Raw genomic sequence first — 16,177 nt, 5'->3', positions numbered from 1 at the left:
GTGAATGACTGATGATAAGAAATGCTGTGGAGTTTGCCGTTTACGGTGATTACGCCTTGTTCACGGACCCGTTAACCAAGCTTGGGGGTGAGAAGCTCAGCTATCAGGTGCCAACCTATCAGGCGCTCAAGGGCATCGTGGAAAGCATCTATTGGAAGCCAACGCTGCTGATGGTTGTGGATGAGGTCCGGATTATGAACGCGATCCGGATGGAATCCAAGGGAGTACGGCCTATTGATTATAGCGGCGGCAATACACTGGCTAATTACACTTACCTCAAGGATGTATATTATCAGGTTAAATGCCATTTTGAGTTTAATCTTAATCGTCCAGATATGGAATTTGATCGGAACGAAAATAAACATCACAATATCCTCAAGCGAAGCGTCAAGGCAGGAGGACGGCGGGACATTTTTCTCGGCACCCGCGAGTGTCAAGGCTATGTGGAGCCTTGCGTATTTGGGGAAGGCGATAGCTTCTACGATCATTACGGAGAACTTCATTTAGGTACGATGGTGCACGGTATCAACTACCCGGATGAGACAGGACGGGATCAGATGGAGGTACGGCTTTGGCAGCCGGTGATGAAGAATGGGGTTATCGCTTTTGCCAGACCCGAGAACTGCAATCAGATACGTGTAATTTCACAAATGAAGGCCAAGGTATTTGACGACAGCAATGTTCAATCTGCCGAGCAATTACTGGCCAGTTGGGGAGAGGAGGAGGTTCAGTGAGCTGGCTGCTTAACTTATATGAGACCTATGAGTCCAATATAGATAGAGTAGGCGAGATTGGATTAAGATACAACCGCGAATATACGCTGCTCCCTGTTGCGCATACCACACAGAATGCTCATATAGAAGTGCGTGTGACCAAGGAAGGAGAGTTTCACTCAGCCAAGGTGATTGACAAGAGTGAAGCCAGCACCTTGATTCCTTGTACAGAAAAGTCAGCCAGTCGGGCTGGCGCTGTCATTGCCCCTTATCCGCTGCATGACAAGTTAAGCTATGTCGCAGGGGACTATGTCGCTTATGGCGGACAAATTAAAGGAGAAGAGCCCTTCGCAACCTACATACAAGAACTGCAAAATTGGGCCGAGTCCCCACATACACATCCCAAGGTAATGAGCATTTATCGTTACTTAAGGAAAAGAACGTTAATTCGTGACCTTGTCGAAGTCAGTCGCATTCTGGCTGTGGATGATCAGCAACAACTTATTGTCAAATGGGACAACAAGTACAGCGATCGATACCCGGTGAAGCCTGAGATTTTTAGCGTAATTGCAGGGGATCAGACCAGCGCCTTTGTTCGCTTCACCGTCTATTCGCCGGACGATGATCGACTTGAAGAGGTTTGGAAGGACGCTGAGGTTCACGCTTCCTTCATCGCCTATTATCAAGAGAAGCTGGGAGATGAAGACCTTTGTTATGTGACCGGGCGACGATTGCCTAGTACCGATAAGCACGCCAACAAGATCCGCAATGCGGCTGATAAAGCCAAGCTTATCTCGGCCAACGACAAGACCGGCTTTACCTATCGTGGACGGTTCACAGATAGCCGAGATGCGGCGAGCATAAGCTACGAGGTATCGCAGAAGGCCCATAATGCCTTGAAGTGGCTCATTCAGCGTCAGGGAAAGACGATTGATGATCGCGTCTTCCTAGTGTGGGGTAATGCTTCCTTGTATATTCCCGACCCTGGCGAGGACACCTTTGCTCTTGATCCGGAGGCGATGCCAGAGGTGGTCCGTAAGTCCAATACGCACGAGACGCTGGCTGCCGAGGTAGCCAAGGCGCTTGATGGGTACAGAAGCAAAATGGTGCAAGGCGAGGTCGGTTCGGCCCGGACAGGTGTGAATATCCTGATTCTTGACTCTGCCACAACCGGACGTATGGCGGTGCTGTATTACCGGAATATGGACAAAGAGCTATACCTGGATCGGCTTAAGCATTGGCATACCACCTGTGCCTGGCTCCATCGGTATCGGAAGAATGAGCAGGGAGAATTCACGGCCTTCTATGGCGCTCCGGCGACACGCGACATTGCCTTTGCAGCCTATGGTCCACGTGCAAGTGACAAAGTGGTAAAGGGCCTCATGGAGCGGATGCTGCCCTGTATCGTTGATGGCTCCAAAGTACCGCTTGATATTATCAGGAGCCTGGTGAACCGGGCCTCTAACCCGGTAGCTTTGGAGCGCTGGGAATGGGAAAAGACGCTGAGTATTGCCTGTGCACTGTTTGACAAGCACTTATATGATCGACGGGAGGGAATCGGCATGCCACTGGATGAACAAAACGATGATCGCAGTTATTTATTTGGAAGAATGCTCGCTGTAGCCGACGTGCTGGAGAGACGGGCGCTAGGAAGGGAAGAGAATCGGGCGACTAATGCTATTCGCTATATGAATACATTCTCTCAGCATCCGGAGCGAACCTGGAAGGTAATTCAGGCTGCCCTACAGCCTTATCAGGCCCGATTAGGGCGTAAAGCAACGAATCTGACCAAAATTATAGATGAGATTGCTTACAAATTTGACCCCAAGGATTTTAATAATCAGTCCTTGTCCGGCAAGTATTTGCTAGGGTTTTATAGTCAAAGACATGAGTTGTATCAAGGCAAACAACAGGATGCTGCTGTTGACACAGATGAATATGAAGCTGATGAGCATGAATCCAACCAATAAGGAGTGAACGAAAATGAGTAGCTTGGATCATAAAATTGATTTTGCCGTAGTTCTTTCAGTAACAGGTGCTAACCCTAACGGTGACCCACTCAATGGCAATCGCCCACGCCAGAATTATGATGGCTATGGTGAGATTTCGGATGTAGCAATCAAACGGAAGATTCGCAATCGTCTACAGGACTTGGGAGAAGCCATTTTTGTGCAATCCAATGACCGCAAGAATGACGAGTATAGCAGCTTGAGAGAGCGGGCAGAAGGAAATGCGCGGCTTAGCGAAGTAGCCAAGAATAAGAAGGCAACTAGTGATGATTTTGCTGAAATTGCTTGTCAGGAATGGATCGATGTTCGCAGCTTTGGGCAAGTATTTGCCTTTAAGGGAGCATCAAGTGGTGGCGGTGTGTCCGTCGGGGTAAGAGGTCCTGTCTCGATTCACGCAGCTCGGAGCGTAGCCCCTATTGATATTACGAGTACGCAGATCACCAAGAGTGTCAATTCCGAGCCAGGAGAAAAGCGTAGCTCCGACACTATGGGGATGAAGCACCGGGTAGATTTTGGCGTGTACGTCTTCTACGGAAGTATCAACACACAATTAGCAGAGAAGACCGGATTTACGAACGAGGACGCGGACAAACTGAAGCAGGCGCTCTTGACCTTGTTTGAAAATGATTTGTCCTCTGCTCGTCCCGAAGGCAGCATGGAGGTGCGGAAGCTGTATTGGTGGGAACATAGCTCGAAGCTGGGGCAATATTCATCGGCTCAAGTACATCGCTCGCTGGCGGTCAGCTCCAAAGTGGACGAGCCACAGTCTTTTGACGATTATGTCATTGAACTGTCTGCACTCGACGGGCTGAAGGCCGAAGTGCTGGATGGACGGTAATCGGGACGAAGATGAGCTGATGCTTTCAGGCATCCAGCATTTTCAGTTCTGTAAGCGGCAGTGGGCGCTGATTCATATTGAACAGCAATGGGAAGAGAATGTTGGCACGATCGAAGGACAGTATTTGCACCGGAAGGCGGATCAGCCCTTCGTGCGGGAGAAGCGTGGGGACAAGCTGATTGTTCGGGCATTACCTGTTAAATCTGCTGAACTGGGTATCACGGGAATCTGTGATGTTGTTGAATTTACTCGGGATGATAACGGCGTACAGATTCAGGGAGCGGAGGGTAAATACACGGCTTGCCCAGTTGAATATAAACGAGGCAAGCCCAAGAAGGATGAAGCCGATATTCTCCAGTTGGCCGCACAAGCGATGTGTCTGGAGGAGATGCTGTTATGTCCGGTTCCCGTTGGCTACCTATTCTATAATGAAATCAAGCGCAGAATTGAAGTGCCACTGACGGCGGAGTTAAAGGGCCGGGTTCGCTCTATTTTCGGGGAGATGCGTGAGTATTACCACCGAAGACATACGCCGAAGGTGAAGACGGGGGCTTTTTGCGCTAAATGCTCTTTACAATCCGTATGTGTGCCTGAAGTGCTGAATAAACGTTCCGTCAAAAGCTATATCGAAGGGAAAATCAAGGAATGAAAAAGCTGCTGAATACGCTCTTCGTGAATCAGCCGGACGTTTATCTATCTCTGGATGGAGATAACATTGTGCTGCTGAAGGATCAGGAGACGTTGGGCCGTCTTCCGCTTCATAATTTGGAGTCTATCGTTGCCTTTGGCTATACAGGTGCCAGCCCCGCACTAATGGGTTATTGCGCTGAACGGAATATATCCATCACATTTATGACGATGAATGGACGGTTCCTCGCCCGCGTCATTGGAGCAAGCCGAGGTAATGTCGTGTTGCGTAAGAAGCAATACGCCATATCCGAGAACGAATTGCAATCGGCCAGGGTGGCTCGCAACTTTATTCTTGGCAAGATATATAATCACAAATGGATGCTCGAACGAATGACGCGGGATTATCCGCTGCGTGTTGATGTAGACCAGTTCAAAGAGGCTTCAGCCCAGTTATCTGCTACAATGGACGCCATTTGGGAATGCGATGATCTGGAACGCTTACGCGGGCTGGAGGGACAGGCGGCACTTAGCTATAATAAGCTGTGGGATCATATGATTTTGCAGCAAAAAGAGGATTTTCAATTTCATACTCGCTCTCGCCGTCCTCCGCTCGATAAGGTGAATGCCATGTTATCTTTGGCCTATACCCTGCTGTCTCATGATATGACCTCTGCCCTCGAAGGGGTTGGGCTGGACGCTTACGTGGGCTTTCTGCATCGTGACCGTCCCGGGCGTGCCTCGCTGGCACTCGATGTGATGGAGGAGCTACGGGGCATTTATGCGGATCGGTTTGTCTTGTCACTTATCAATAAAAGGCTGGTTAGTGCCGGGGACTTCGTCCATAAAGAGAACGGGGCGGTGCTGCTTACCGAGGAAGGCCGCAAAACGTTCCTGTCCGCCTGGCAGACCCGCAAGCAAGAGAAGATCAAGCATCCCTATCTTGGTGAGAACATTTCCTGGGGGCTGCTCCCGCATGTACAGGCTCTATTGCTCGCCAGGTATTTGCGCGGCGATCTGGACGAATACCCGCCATTTCTTTGGAAGTAGGTGTTGAATCATACTGGTACTTATCACTTATGATGTGAGCACTACGGATTCGGCCGGACAGCGTAGATTGCGCCAGGTAGCCAAGACTTGCCTGAATTGTGGACAACGGGTGCAGAACTCTGTATTCGAGTGCATCGTTGATGCTGCCGAATGGACATCCTTGAGACTACGTCTGCTAGAACTCATTGACCCGGAGCAGGATAGTATCCGTTTCTATCAATTGGGCAACCAGTACAAGAACAAGATAGAGCATGTGGGTACCAAATCATCCCTTGATTTGGAGGGGCCACTTATTCTGTAACGACCAAAATTGAAAAAATAGGCTGGTGCGAATGTGAAGCGAACATGATTTTCCCGGGGGATTCGCACCAAAATAAGTTACTTTCATTTGGTTATATGTAAAAATATTCAATTACTTGAGCGGTTTTTGATGATATAAGGGCCATAAATGGCTAATATAGCAGCATAATACCCTTATTATGTTAAAAATCGGAGTCGCACCCCACGCGGGTGCGTGGATTGAAATTGTAGTGTCGATAGGAATTTCTGTCGGAAGTTCAGTCGCACCCCACGCGGGTGCGTGGATTGAAATAAAAGTGGTGATGTTTTGTCCCGTAGCGCTCCAGTCGCACCCCACGCGGGTGCGTGGATTGAAATCGTAAGAAAGAGAATATATCGGGCCGGACTTCCGGCGTCGCACCCCACGCGGGTGCGTGGATTGAAATTTTGCGACGAAAGTAAGACGCGCGTAAGCCCACGGTCGCACCCCACGCGGGTGCGTGGATTGAAATATCTAGTAATTCTTCATTGCTCAGGAAAAATCTCACAAGTCGCACCCCACGCGGGTGCGTGGATTGAAATCGTTGCGGGCATCTTACCAACGCTATCAAAGTACGGTCGCACCCCACGCGGGTGCGTGGATTGAAATAACTGCGAGATCAGTATAGATACTCAGGGGAACGTTGTCGCACCCCACGCGGGTGCGTGGATTGAAATCAATCTCTCTGGCGTCATTTTTGCTTCGCTCCCTGTCGCACCCCACGCGGGTGCGTGGATTGAAATTCGAACAGAAGCTGCTTACGGTTGTTGTACTTGGGTCGCACCCCACGCGGGTGCGTGGATTGAAATTTTTTGATATCAAATACAGTAGCCTTTCGGCTGCTCGTCGCACCCCACGCGGGTGCGTGGATTGAAATAACCACGCTTACCCGCTGCAACGCCTCCGCCACTCGTCGCACCCCACGCGGGTGCGTGGATTGAAATAAACTGATAGCGACGCTCCAGGATCTTAAATCTTGGTCGCACCCCACGCGGGTGCGTGGATTGAAATAAGCTTCTGGAGATAGCATGATTAATGCCCGAATGTCGCACCCCACGCGGGTGCGTGGATTGAAATTTGGCATCCCACGCAGGGTGATGCGTCGTGTACAGTCGCACCCCACGCGGGTGCGTGGATTGAAATATCTACATCGAAGACGAATACAACGAGGTTGCCCAGTCGCACCCCACGCGGGTGCGTGGATTGAAATTGCCATATATGCAACTCGCGAGTATGTCAATCAGCAGTCGCACCCCACGCGGGTGCGTGGATTGAAATAAGTTTTTTTAAATTTAGCCTGGTCGCGTTGGTAGTCGCACCCCACGCGGGTGCGTGGATTGAAATCCTGCTCGATATTGCTACGCGCCCGCGATACAGCCGTGTCGCACCCCACGCGGGTGCGTGGATTGAAATACAGAAGATCATCACGTTACTGCGCCGAAACCTGTCGTCGCACCCCACGCGGGTGCGTGGATTGAAATTTGGTGTGCCCGCTGTTCTCTTCTTGCTTCTATCGTCGCACCCCACGCGGGTGCGTGGATTGAAATCACCCGAACTGCCGTCACGTAATATCGCCGATACGGTCGCACCCCACGCGGGTGCGTGGATTGAAATCCTGCAAGCGATCTACACAAAGGGCGGCTTCAAGTCGCACCCCACGCGGGTGCGTGGATTGAAATGCAATATGGGTCTTATGCAGCACTAGGGCCACGGAATGTCGCACCCCACGCGGGTGCGTGGATTGAAATAATCGAGGGCATCCCCGACTCACTTGGCAGAACCCGTCGCACCCCACGCGGGTGCGTGGATTGAAATCACGCTTTAAGGTCCGGCGCTTGTGGTCTGGCTTGTCGCACCCCACGCGGGTGCGTGGATTGAAATATCACCGTCCCAATTCCATAATCCTTGCTGCCCCTTGTCGCACCCCACGCGGGTGCGTGGATTGAAATCCAAAAATTCGAGGATTTAATGGGAAGTCTAAAATGTCGCACCCCACGCGGGTGCGTGGATTGAAATATCACTCAAGATAGCATCCATGGATACGGCCCAAGGTCGCACCCCACGCGGGTGCGTGGATTGAAATATTTGCATATCCCTCCCCGCGTAAGGCCGCCGCCAGTCGCACCCCACGCGAGTGCGTGAATTGAAATCGCTCAGGGAGAGCTTGAGCGATTAAAAGCGAGATAAGTCGCACCCCACGCGAGTGCTTAATTGAAATGCAGTATAGCAGATTTTTTTTCGTGAGGGAGAAGGGAGAATGGGGAAGCCATGCAGACGATTATTGTTAGATTGAATCCTGTGCTGATGAGGAATCCCGATTTGGATATACGGTATGTTTTGCCGGATACCGTGGAGGCTTATACGGATAATAGTATTATGTACCAAGGCTATGATTATTTGAATGATTCTAACCATAGCATAGGAATCTGGCTGAGCTGCATGAATGCTGAGCGTGATTATTTAAGGGTGCTAGAATGCTTTAGGGAGCATCCTATTTTAAACAATGATCTGCTGCATTGTGCTGAGATCTATATCAGTACGGATGAAGTAGCCAAGCTAGAGGATTGTATCAAGGTCTACCCGCTGAACTCATTGGAATAGTGTTATTGTTGATTGAAACGTAGTCTCTGAAAATATCTATTTCAATTTCAGCGCCTGTGCCACAACCCACTCCAGCCACTTCCAAGGCAGATGTTCCTTCCCCCAAAGCATAGCTTTTGCACCCTGGCCGACCGGGTAACGTAGGCGGGGGGAACGTTTGGCGGCAATGCGGGCTATTAAGTTAGCCACTTGTCCGGGATCGGGGGCCTGCTGCCCGGCAAGCCTGGAGTAACGCAGCACAGACTCCAGTCGCTCGCGGTAAGGCGAGCTCTCGTGGCTGACGATTCGAGCCAGGCCCTTATGCCAGATCGCTGTGCGAAAAGCCCCCGGTTCCACCAGCACGACCCGTACGCCGTAAGGAGACATCTCATGGCGCAGGCTTTCACTGTAGCCTTCGACGGCGAATTTGGACGCGGCGTAAGGACCGTATCCCGGAAAGCCAACTCTGCCGCTAACGCTGCCCACATTAATAATGCAGCCTGATCGGCGCTCCCGCATTTGTGGGAGAACAGCCTTGGTCATGGCGACAACACCAAAGAAGTTAGTCTCCATCTGCTGTCGCCAATCCTCCAGCGATAATTCCTCGATGTATCCACCCACGGCCAAGCCTGCGTTATTCACCAGCAGATCAATCCGGCCGAACCGGGCCATGACCTCTTCCACGGCTTGGCTAATGGACTCACGGTCGGTGACATCCAGCCGCATTGGTATCACCGCATCAGCGACTTGTTCCTTCTGCGCCAGCTCCAGCAGTTCTCCGGCTTTGCCGGGATCGCGCATTGTGGCGACAACCTGATAGCCCTGCCGGGCCAGCGCTATGGCCGTCAACAGGCCAAAGCCGCTGGAGGCTCCGGTGATGAGTGCAACGAGAGGTTGTCCATTAGAGATCAGACCTGCAGCCATCATCAAAATCTCTCCTTCTTGAAAATCTGAAAGTCAGGGACGAAGTTGTGGGGCATCAGCCGCCTGGTTCATAGCTTCAGCCGCTGAATTATCGGTACACCTATGCTGTACAAAAGCTTCTCCAGCAATGTCCAACATACACGGACACCCAGCGGTAGGTGCCTGTCATACACGGCCATCACTTCCAGTTCAGCCACCGCTCCGCGGTTGCGCTTGAACTGTCCTACTCCGGAGCTCTCGTGAAGCAGCAAGCTGCGTTCTTCGGCAATTCCGATCAATACCGCAGACAGCATACGGTACAGGCCCAGCTTTTGGGGCTGGGAGGTATCATAGCCGAAGAGGGGAGCAGTCATTATTCCATCTCGGCTGAAGAAGCCAAGAATCGCATCCAGCCGGCCGTTTTTGCGTAGTCCGTGCAGTTCCAACGTTCCTGTAGCGATGGCTGTGCGGATGAACCTTTCATTTAATTGTGGATTGCAGGGTGAATACTTGTCAATGTATAACATATCGTACAGTTCCTTAATGCGCGCTGTATCCTCATAGCCTATCTCCCTGGGATCGCACACAATGTATCCTTGCTTCGCGATCAATGCCCGGTCGCGCTTCACCAGCCAGCGGGCTTTGGCAGGGACAGGGGGAAGGGAAATAGGATATCCGGCGCTTGTGGCCCCGTTCTCAAGAGAAATTGGCTGGTTCGTCCTTCCGTTAGCCCGCTCATCAGCATCCCCTGACATAGCCGTTTGGTGTCCTGAGCCATGCAGCAAATAAATTTGTCGACTGGGGATCAGCTTGCAGCCTTGTTCGCGCAGCACCGTCAGGTAGGGCCCGGTCGTCGCTTCGTTCAGCGAGCGGCAGATCACCACATGCTTAGGGTAACGCTGCTGCAATACCTCAACAAGCTGCTTCAGTCGTTCCGGCGGCACAGGCGGGAGGAGGTTTGTAGATACCAGCCAATTGTTTACCTGAACCACCCGGTTAAAATGGACACGCCGCAGCATCCAGCCCATCCCGCTGAGTAGGCCGCCAAGCATAATCTCGACGGGGCGGTTCCCGAGCAAAACCAATTCTTCGCGCGCATACGTCACAAAGTGGGTGTAAGGGGAGCAGACATAGGAATTGCCGTACTCCTCGTCATTGACGGTCACCGGCAGCGGTACCCCATCCAGAGTGACCATCAGCAGACGGGTGCGCACATTATCTATATACTGTTCCACCGAGGGGGTAAGCAGGAGTGGCAGCAGATAGTTTTTGGCATACTGCCCGTATGCCGTATCCGGCCATTCCAGGTCAGAGATATTAGTCTTGTCGTAAAAACTAATCCCTGTCTCGCCACTCACATCTGCCATCTCCTCTCTACCCGTCGCAGCTTCGTTAGTCCAGGGACAACATTATATGGGGAAAAAGCCAGCTTCGGCAGCTTGCAGCCCAGCCGATCACATAGGCCACCAAGCTCCCCCCGGATAGCTGCCTCCAATGTCGCATCCAGCTCTCGCCCGGCGCGCAGCATCAGCCCGATGGTGAACTGCTCCGCCCCGGTTTGGACCACGTGGTAATGCTCGATGTTGGGTGAAGCCCCAATGACCGCACGGCTAACGAAGTCCGGGAACACGGGCACAGGTTGGCCGCTCACGATATGTGGCAGATAGAGGATATCATCGCAACGGCCCTCAATCCGTTCAATAGCTGTGTAGATCAGACCGCAGGGACAAGGCTCCGCCGCTTCGGTCAAAATATCGTTCAGTCGGTAGCGGACAATCGGCTGTGAGGTTCTGGAGAAGTCCGTAATAATCGGCACGAAGCGACGGGATTCGGCATCCAGGTACTCCTTCTCCACCAGAACCAGATCCTCATTCAAATGCAGTGTGCCATGCTCGCAGGTGTAGCCCAAAAAGCCTTCTGTACACTGGTAAGCCTGATGCACAGACAGACCAAGGGCCAACTCAATATATCTGCGGTCGAGTGGATCCAGCACCTCTGCTACCGAGATCAACTTGTGTGGTCGCGTAGTAAGTCTGCCGGAGACAACGGCCTCAGCCAGCAGGCGCAGTATGGAGGGAGGAGCGATCCAGATGCCAGGACGATAATCCTCCAGCCGTTGGATCAGACGCTTTATAGGCTCCAGCATGTCAAAATATTGAAACTGCAAGCGTCCGCGCTGGACGGACTCGTATAGATTACTGTTGGCACGTAGGAAAAAAGCGATCTTCTCTTGTTGCAGCAGCCCGCCCGGCAGCATTTTGGCTAGTACGGTCCCACTCCAAGCAGCCTGTTCCCGAGCACTCAACACAAACAGTCCCCGGTTGCCCGACGTCCCGGAGGACAGCCCGATGGTCACGCCGCTCAACAATGGCTTGAAATCCCGGGTCTGCTCCGCGCGGGCGGCCAGTTCCAATGCTTCCTCGCGGCGGATGCCAACTGTATTCAGCTCATCGAAGTGCTCCATCATGCCGGATTTCTCAATGATGGGGAAGCTGCGCCAATCGTCGGCAGGCAGATCATTCCACCATTTTCGATAAAAAGGCGAAGACTGACGCACCCACTTCACATGGCGAATGACCTGCTTCTCCTGCCAGCGCGTCAGGCGATCCCGCAGGAATGTTGCTTGATCGGCAGTGGGCTGGGGATTTAGATTCGCAGGGCTAGAAGAAGATTGGTGACCATGTACGGCCCGCCCGGAAGATAACTTAGCATTTATTTGGGTGAACCGCTTCTCCAGATATTTTGTTCTGAGGTAATGATAAATGACTTGATGCAGCTTCATTCCAGCACTCCCTTTCCCCAGTTGTCCAAAACGCTTCGGCAATGACTGGGAACAATGCGCAAAGCTGGATGCCATGCCCTTAGCGCTTGCAGACGCTCGAAGCTATGCTTATAGTCCAGCCTGTCGGACATGATTAGCCCGGCGGCTGGATGGGGTGGGCGCTGCTCCAGAAATGCCCGACTCGACCAGACCGTGTCCGCGCATAGCAAATAATCGTGGGCGGTGGTGGAGATGAACACACCGATCATCCCGGCGGCATGGCCGGATAGCTCTACGGCCAGCACGCTTCCGTCGCCCAGCAAGTCATAGACCGCTTCGGGCGCAAACGGGGCTCCCGGGCTAAACGAAGCAGCCCAGGGAGCTGCGGGCTTGATGGCGCCGTCCAGCCCACGGCTCCCAGATGCTTCGCTCACCGGAAGCGAACGCTCTGCGAAGTCCTCTGGCAGGAGCCCCGGCAGAAAGCCTGCCTTCACCCGGGCCAACCTGCCAAGCCCGCGAACAGCGGCATAGGCCTTGTCCAGGTAAATGAAGCGGGCGTTCGGGTAGTCCTTTGCGCCCCCGATATGGTCGGCATGGAAGTGGGAGAGGATGATGTAACGCACGTCCTCCGGGGCGATGCCTGCTTGTCCAAGCTGAGCCGCTGCGCTATCCTCCTCCCGGAAATGCACCGGGGTAATGTAGCGGTACAACGCGCTTGGCAGCGTGGCCGTCTCCCGAAAAAAGCGGCTACTGTAGCCCGTATCGAACAGGATTGGCCCGTGCATCGGATGCAGCAGGCAAGCAAAGCCTGCCGGGAACGGTACAGGCCGCAAGCTTCCGCCCTTCAGCGTCAGCCATTCCGGATGCACGCAATAGCCGGCTGAGCGAATCATCAGCTTAATGGGAAGGGAGGTCAGCATGACTTCACCCACCAATCGGCAAAGCGGCGCAAGCCTTCTTCGACAGAAACCTGTGGCGTATAGCCAAGATACTGGCGAGCCAGCGAGATGTCGAGTGTATGCGTCACGCCTATGGAACCAACGGTATAGCGCGTCAATGGAGGCTCACCCTTCAGGGGGAGCGCGGAGTAGACTAACTCCAGCAACGCAGCTAGACTATAGGCTACTTTGTAGGGAAGCTTCCGTGTCTGCAGAGGGATGGCCAGCATGGCAAATAGCTTCTCCATCAGCTCGCGGAAGGTGTACGCTTCCCCGTTCGAGATATGATAAGCTCGTCCGAGCGCTTCCGGCCCGGCCTGACAGCCGAGGACCATGGCGTCCACGACATTATCAACATAGGTCAGGTCAATGCTGGCCTGACCCTCGCCAATCATCGGAACGCCTCCTTGGGCGTTGGCTTCCAGCAGCCGGGGGAAGAGCGACCGATCCTGCGGGCCAAAAATAGCCCGCGGGCGCAGGATCAATGCCGGCACTCCGTCTTGGCAGGCGGACAGCACCTCTTGCTCCGCCAGCAGCTTGGTAGCGGCGTAGGCGTTAGCGGGCCGCTGGGGCAGCGGAGCATCCTCGCGGACGGATCGGCGCGGATGATAATCGAACAGCACGCTTGGCGTGGAGATGTGGACGAGCCGCGAAACTTCGTGCTTGCGACAGCCTGCCAGCACGTGACGCGTAGCTTCTACATTACATTCGTAAAAGCTGCGGTAAGGTCCCCATGGCGCGGATAGAGCGCCGCAATGCAGGACAACCTCCTGTCCAGCACAGGCTTGTTCCACCGCAGCCGCGTCCCGTAAGTCCGCTTCTATAAAGCGGATGCCGTCCCGCTTCAGTTTTTCCCCGGCATCGAGGGAACGGCCCATGGCGTATACCTCCCAGCCCATTCGCGCTAGTCTGCGGGCCGCATGTCCTCCCAGAAATCCGGTTGCTCCAGTGATCAGTACCTTTGTCATTTTGAATCACCATTCCATTCAATATCTTCGGTCAAGGCTTGGGTGACGGTAATTCCCAGCCGCCTGCTCCGCTGCCATATGGCATACATCATACGAAGCTGCTCCGTAAAGGGTCCAGGGTCTTCAGGGCGGCGGATGACATCGCGTGCTCCGCGCAGTGCCCCCATCCATCGACGCCATGTCCGCACTCCACGGACATGCTTGAAGCCGCTGCCCAGCATGGCCAGCTGGATCATCGCCGCTGATCCAGCCCTCGGCATCACGACGCGGCCCGAGAGGGCCACTATATCCGACTGGGTCAAGGCTTCTGCCAGTCCATCCGCTACCTCAAACAGATGCACCCCGCTGGTAGCGCGGGGGTTACATTCAATCGGGTACAGCGTGCCATTCTCGGCCAGGATGAAGTCGAAGCTGATTTGGCCTGTATACCCGATCTTGGCCGTGAAGCGCTTCACCCAATCCAATACAGCGGGCTGCTCCGCTTGCTGGAAATGAACGCAGGCCCCGGACTGCCCTGTGCGGTAATGACAAGCATAGGCGGCATGGGCAATCAGCTTGCCTTCATGTACGATGCTGTAGCTACACCAGGCTTGGCCCGCTATGAACTCCTGAGCGACCCATGGTCTGGAAGGAGACAGCTCACGTATAGCCTCGGCCCGGTAGCGGGCTGCCTTTTTGCTTAATCTCCGAACCTGCCCTAACCTCGTATCTTGTTGCTTACCCGTCCAGAGACTTCTTTCGTCATATTGGTTCTGCCCTTTTCTCTCCGGCAAAATCACCCGCGAGGCAAACCGCGAGTAGACAGGCTTGAATACTAGCGGCAGCGACATGAGAGAAGCCGACTGGCTCAGGTCCATCAGGTCCATGACTGGGTCAACAGGCAAGGAAGAAGCGGGAGTATTGACGCTTCCCACTCTATTTCTAGCCTTAGCCCCAATCCCCTGTTCCTCCACGTCTCTCCATGCGGCTTCATCTTCAAGTAGTGCCGTAGCGGGAACTTGAAACCCAAGCTCGGCGGCCCAGTGTATAAATTCAGCTTTGTGATGGAGGCGGTGCAATACCGCAAGCTCTGGGCACAACACCCGGCAAAAGGGCCGTAGTTGCTTCAGCCCTTGGGCGACATAGAAAATTTCCTCACAGGTTGGTATCAGCAAATCGATGCGCCACTGAATGACCAGCCGCTCCAGTTCGGCCAGAAAGGCTTGCGTATGTGGCCTTGGGGCAGGCAGGACGGCTGAACCCTCCACCACGTTAGAGCTGCGGCATAGATAATAGTCCAGACTTTCCGCCACGTACACGGTATGCCCGGCACGATGCAAGAGCCGGGCCAGTTCAAGAGCAACCGGTGCCCTCCCTCCAGTGATCAGAATTCGCTGCCCGCTCTGTAGTTGTGCTGAATCTTCAGGGTTCCACTTACCGTCCTGATTAATAATCAAGAACCATGCCTCCCAGTGTGAGACCGGCAGCCGTGCCGATCAGGAGCAGGGGATCACCACGATGCAGCCGCTGCTGCTGAATTGCCTCATGCAGTCCCATCGGAATGGAAGCGGCAATGGTGTTGCCGTGGCCTGGCGTAATATTCATAAATTGAGCGGGAGCAATGCCCAGCTTCTTTTGCAGCAGTCGCATGGCCATGGCACTTCCCTGATGGGGAATAACGACCTTAAATTCCTTCATATTTATATGTGAGCCGCCAAGCAGCTCATCAACGAACCCGGGTAGCAGCTTGGAGGCCAGACGGAAGATGCCTTGGCCATCCATGTGGAATTTGAAAGGGTCCTCCACCGGAATCGGTTGATTTGGGTGGTATTTGGTTCCCCCTCCGGGAATTTCGGAATAGTGCGCCCCTTTGCTGTAGGTTCGGAGTGAGGCCTGGCGGATACGCGCAGCTTCTTGCTCTCCGGCGGGTCCGATAACAACCGCCGCAGCGCCGTCCCCAAATAAGGCAGCACTTTCTTTGTCCTTCCAGTTCAAGCCGACAGAGGCAATTTCTGTGGCCACGAGCAGCACATTGCGGTATCTTCCGGCATGAACCATGTAGGACATCACGTCCAGTCCAGCAAGGAAGCTCAGGCAGGTCGCATCGATATCGAACGCCGGCACGCCGGACATATCCTGGCCCATTGCCCGCTGTATCCATACCGCCGTAGACGGCAGCGGCTGCTCCTTGGTTCCGCTGGTGCAGACCAGGCAATCAATATCCTCGAAGCGCAGCCCGGCACTTTTTAGCGCGGTCTCCGCTGCTCTGGCGCCCATAAATGAGGCCGTTTCTTCGTCGGTGGCATAATGCCTGAATCCAACGTCAGTCATCTTATGCACCCAACCTGGCTGTACACCTAACCTTTGGTCCAATTCCTCATCTGTTACAATGCGGCTGGGCAAGTATTTCCCCGTGCCTAATATTTTTATTTTACGATCTTGCATGTTGATCCTCTCCCGTGCTCTGGCTGTGTCCGGAAGCATATCCCGGG

Annotated in this window: 14 protein-coding genes and 1 CRISPR repeat array; of the genes, 7 read left to right on the top strand and 7 right to left on the bottom strand. The window is 53.6% G+C overall.

The genetic code is table 11. From position 1 onward, the window contains the following. Positions 1–14 precede the first annotated feature (14 nt). The 7 genes from cas5c to C557_RS0110285 all read left to right on the top strand — a co-directional run bounded on the left by cas5c (position 15) and on the right by C557_RS0110285 (position 8,157). On the top strand, positions 15–734 hold the full coding sequence (cas5c, locus tag C557_RS0110310; protein WP_026263406.1) for a type I-C CRISPR-associated protein Cas5c: 720 nt from the start codon (positions 15–17) through the stop codon (positions 732–734). Then, positions 731–2,683 carry a type I-C CRISPR-associated protein Cas8c/Csd1 gene (cas8c, locus tag C557_RS0110305; protein ID WP_018751787.1) on the top strand — a complete coding sequence of 651 codons (1,953 nt, stop codon included), beginning with the start codon at positions 731–733 and terminating at the stop codon, positions 2,681–2,683. Before cas5c ends, cas8c begins: the two co-directional genes overlap by 4 nt. A 13-nt stretch (positions 2,684–2,696) precedes the next feature. Further along, positions 2,697–3,560 carry a type I-C CRISPR-associated protein Cas7/Csd2 gene (gene cas7c, locus C557_RS0110300; protein WP_018751786.1) on the top strand — a complete coding sequence of 288 codons (864 nt, stop codon included), beginning with the start codon at positions 2,697–2,699 and terminating at the stop codon, positions 3,558–3,560. After that, positions 3,550–4,209 carry a CRISPR-associated protein Cas4 gene (cas4, locus tag C557_RS0110295; RefSeq protein ID WP_018751785.1) on the top strand — a complete coding sequence of 220 codons (660 nt, stop codon included), beginning with the start codon at positions 3,550–3,552 and terminating at the stop codon, positions 4,207–4,209. The genes cas7c and cas4 overlap by 11 nt, the downstream gene beginning before the upstream one ends. Further along, positions 4,206–5,237: a type I-C CRISPR-associated endonuclease Cas1c gene (gene cas1c / locus C557_RS0110290; protein WP_018751784.1), complete on the top strand. Its 1,032-nt coding sequence runs from the start codon at positions 4,206–4,208 to the stop codon at positions 5,235–5,237. Before cas4 ends, cas1c begins: the two co-directional genes overlap by 4 nt. 10 nt (positions 5,238–5,247) lie before the next feature. Beyond that, positions 5,248–5,538, top strand: a complete 291-nt coding sequence (cas2, locus tag C557_RS24460; protein WP_071784238.1) for a CRISPR-associated endonuclease Cas2 — start codon at positions 5,248–5,250, stop codon at positions 5,536–5,538. Between the two features lie 193 nt (positions 5,539–5,731). Next, a CRISPR array of direct repeats spans positions 5,732–7,706; the repeat unit is 32 nt; unit sequence GTCGCACCCCACGCGGGTGCGTGGATTGAAAT. Positions 7,707–7,824: 118 nt separating this feature from the next. Beyond that, positions 7,825–8,157 carry a hypothetical protein gene (locus C557_RS0110285; protein ID WP_018751783.1) on the top strand — a complete coding sequence of 111 codons (333 nt, stop codon included), beginning with the start codon at positions 7,825–7,827 and terminating at the stop codon, positions 8,155–8,157. 36 nt (positions 8,158–8,193) lie between these two features. Here C557_RS0110285 and C557_RS0110280 read toward each other — a convergent pair whose 3' ends face one another. The 7 genes from C557_RS0110280 to C557_RS0110250 form a co-directional block, all read right to left on the bottom strand. Next, positions 8,194–9,063: an SDR family oxidoreductase gene (locus C557_RS0110280; RefSeq protein WP_018751782.1), complete on the bottom strand. Its 870-nt coding sequence runs from the start codon at positions 9,061–9,063 to the stop codon at positions 8,194–8,196. A 65-nt stretch (positions 9,064–9,128) separates the two neighbouring features. Next, complete coding sequence (locus tag C557_RS0110275) at positions 9,129–10,406, bottom strand: hypothetical protein (RefSeq protein WP_040676713.1); 1,278 nt, start codon at positions 10,404–10,406, stop codon at positions 9,129–9,131. Then, positions 10,394–11,821, bottom strand: a complete 1,428-nt coding sequence (locus C557_RS0110270) for a F390 synthetase-related protein (protein ID WP_018751780.1) — start codon at positions 11,819–11,821, stop codon at positions 10,394–10,396. Before C557_RS0110270 ends, C557_RS0110275 begins: the two co-directional genes overlap by 13 nt. Beyond that, on the bottom strand, positions 11,818–12,720 hold the full coding sequence (locus tag C557_RS0110265; protein ID WP_018751779.1) for an MBL fold metallo-hydrolase: 903 nt from the start codon (positions 12,718–12,720) through the stop codon (positions 11,818–11,820). Before C557_RS0110265 ends, C557_RS0110270 begins: the two co-directional genes overlap by 4 nt. Next, entirely contained in the window at positions 12,714–13,706 is a 993-nt protein-coding gene (locus C557_RS0110260) for an NAD-dependent epimerase/dehydratase family protein (RefSeq protein WP_018751778.1), read from the bottom strand. Before C557_RS0110260 ends, C557_RS0110265 begins: the two co-directional genes overlap by 7 nt. Beyond that, entirely contained in the window at positions 13,703–15,142 is a 1,440-nt protein-coding gene (locus C557_RS0110255; protein WP_018751777.1) for an ATP-grasp domain-containing protein, read from the bottom strand. Before C557_RS0110255 ends, C557_RS0110260 begins: the two co-directional genes overlap by 4 nt. After that, entirely contained in the window at positions 15,132–16,130 is a 999-nt protein-coding gene (locus tag C557_RS0110250) for a beta-ketoacyl-ACP synthase III (protein WP_018751776.1), read from the bottom strand. Before C557_RS0110250 ends, C557_RS0110255 begins: the two co-directional genes overlap by 11 nt. Positions 16,131–16,177: the final 47 nt, after the last annotated feature.

Source organism: Paenibacillus sanguinis 2301083 = DSM 16941, assembly GCF_000374825.1.
Classification (GTDB): Bacteria; Bacillota; Bacilli; order Paenibacillales; family Paenibacillaceae; genus Fontibacillus; species Fontibacillus sanguinis.
This window is presented reverse-complemented; position numbering and strand designations above follow the sequence as displayed.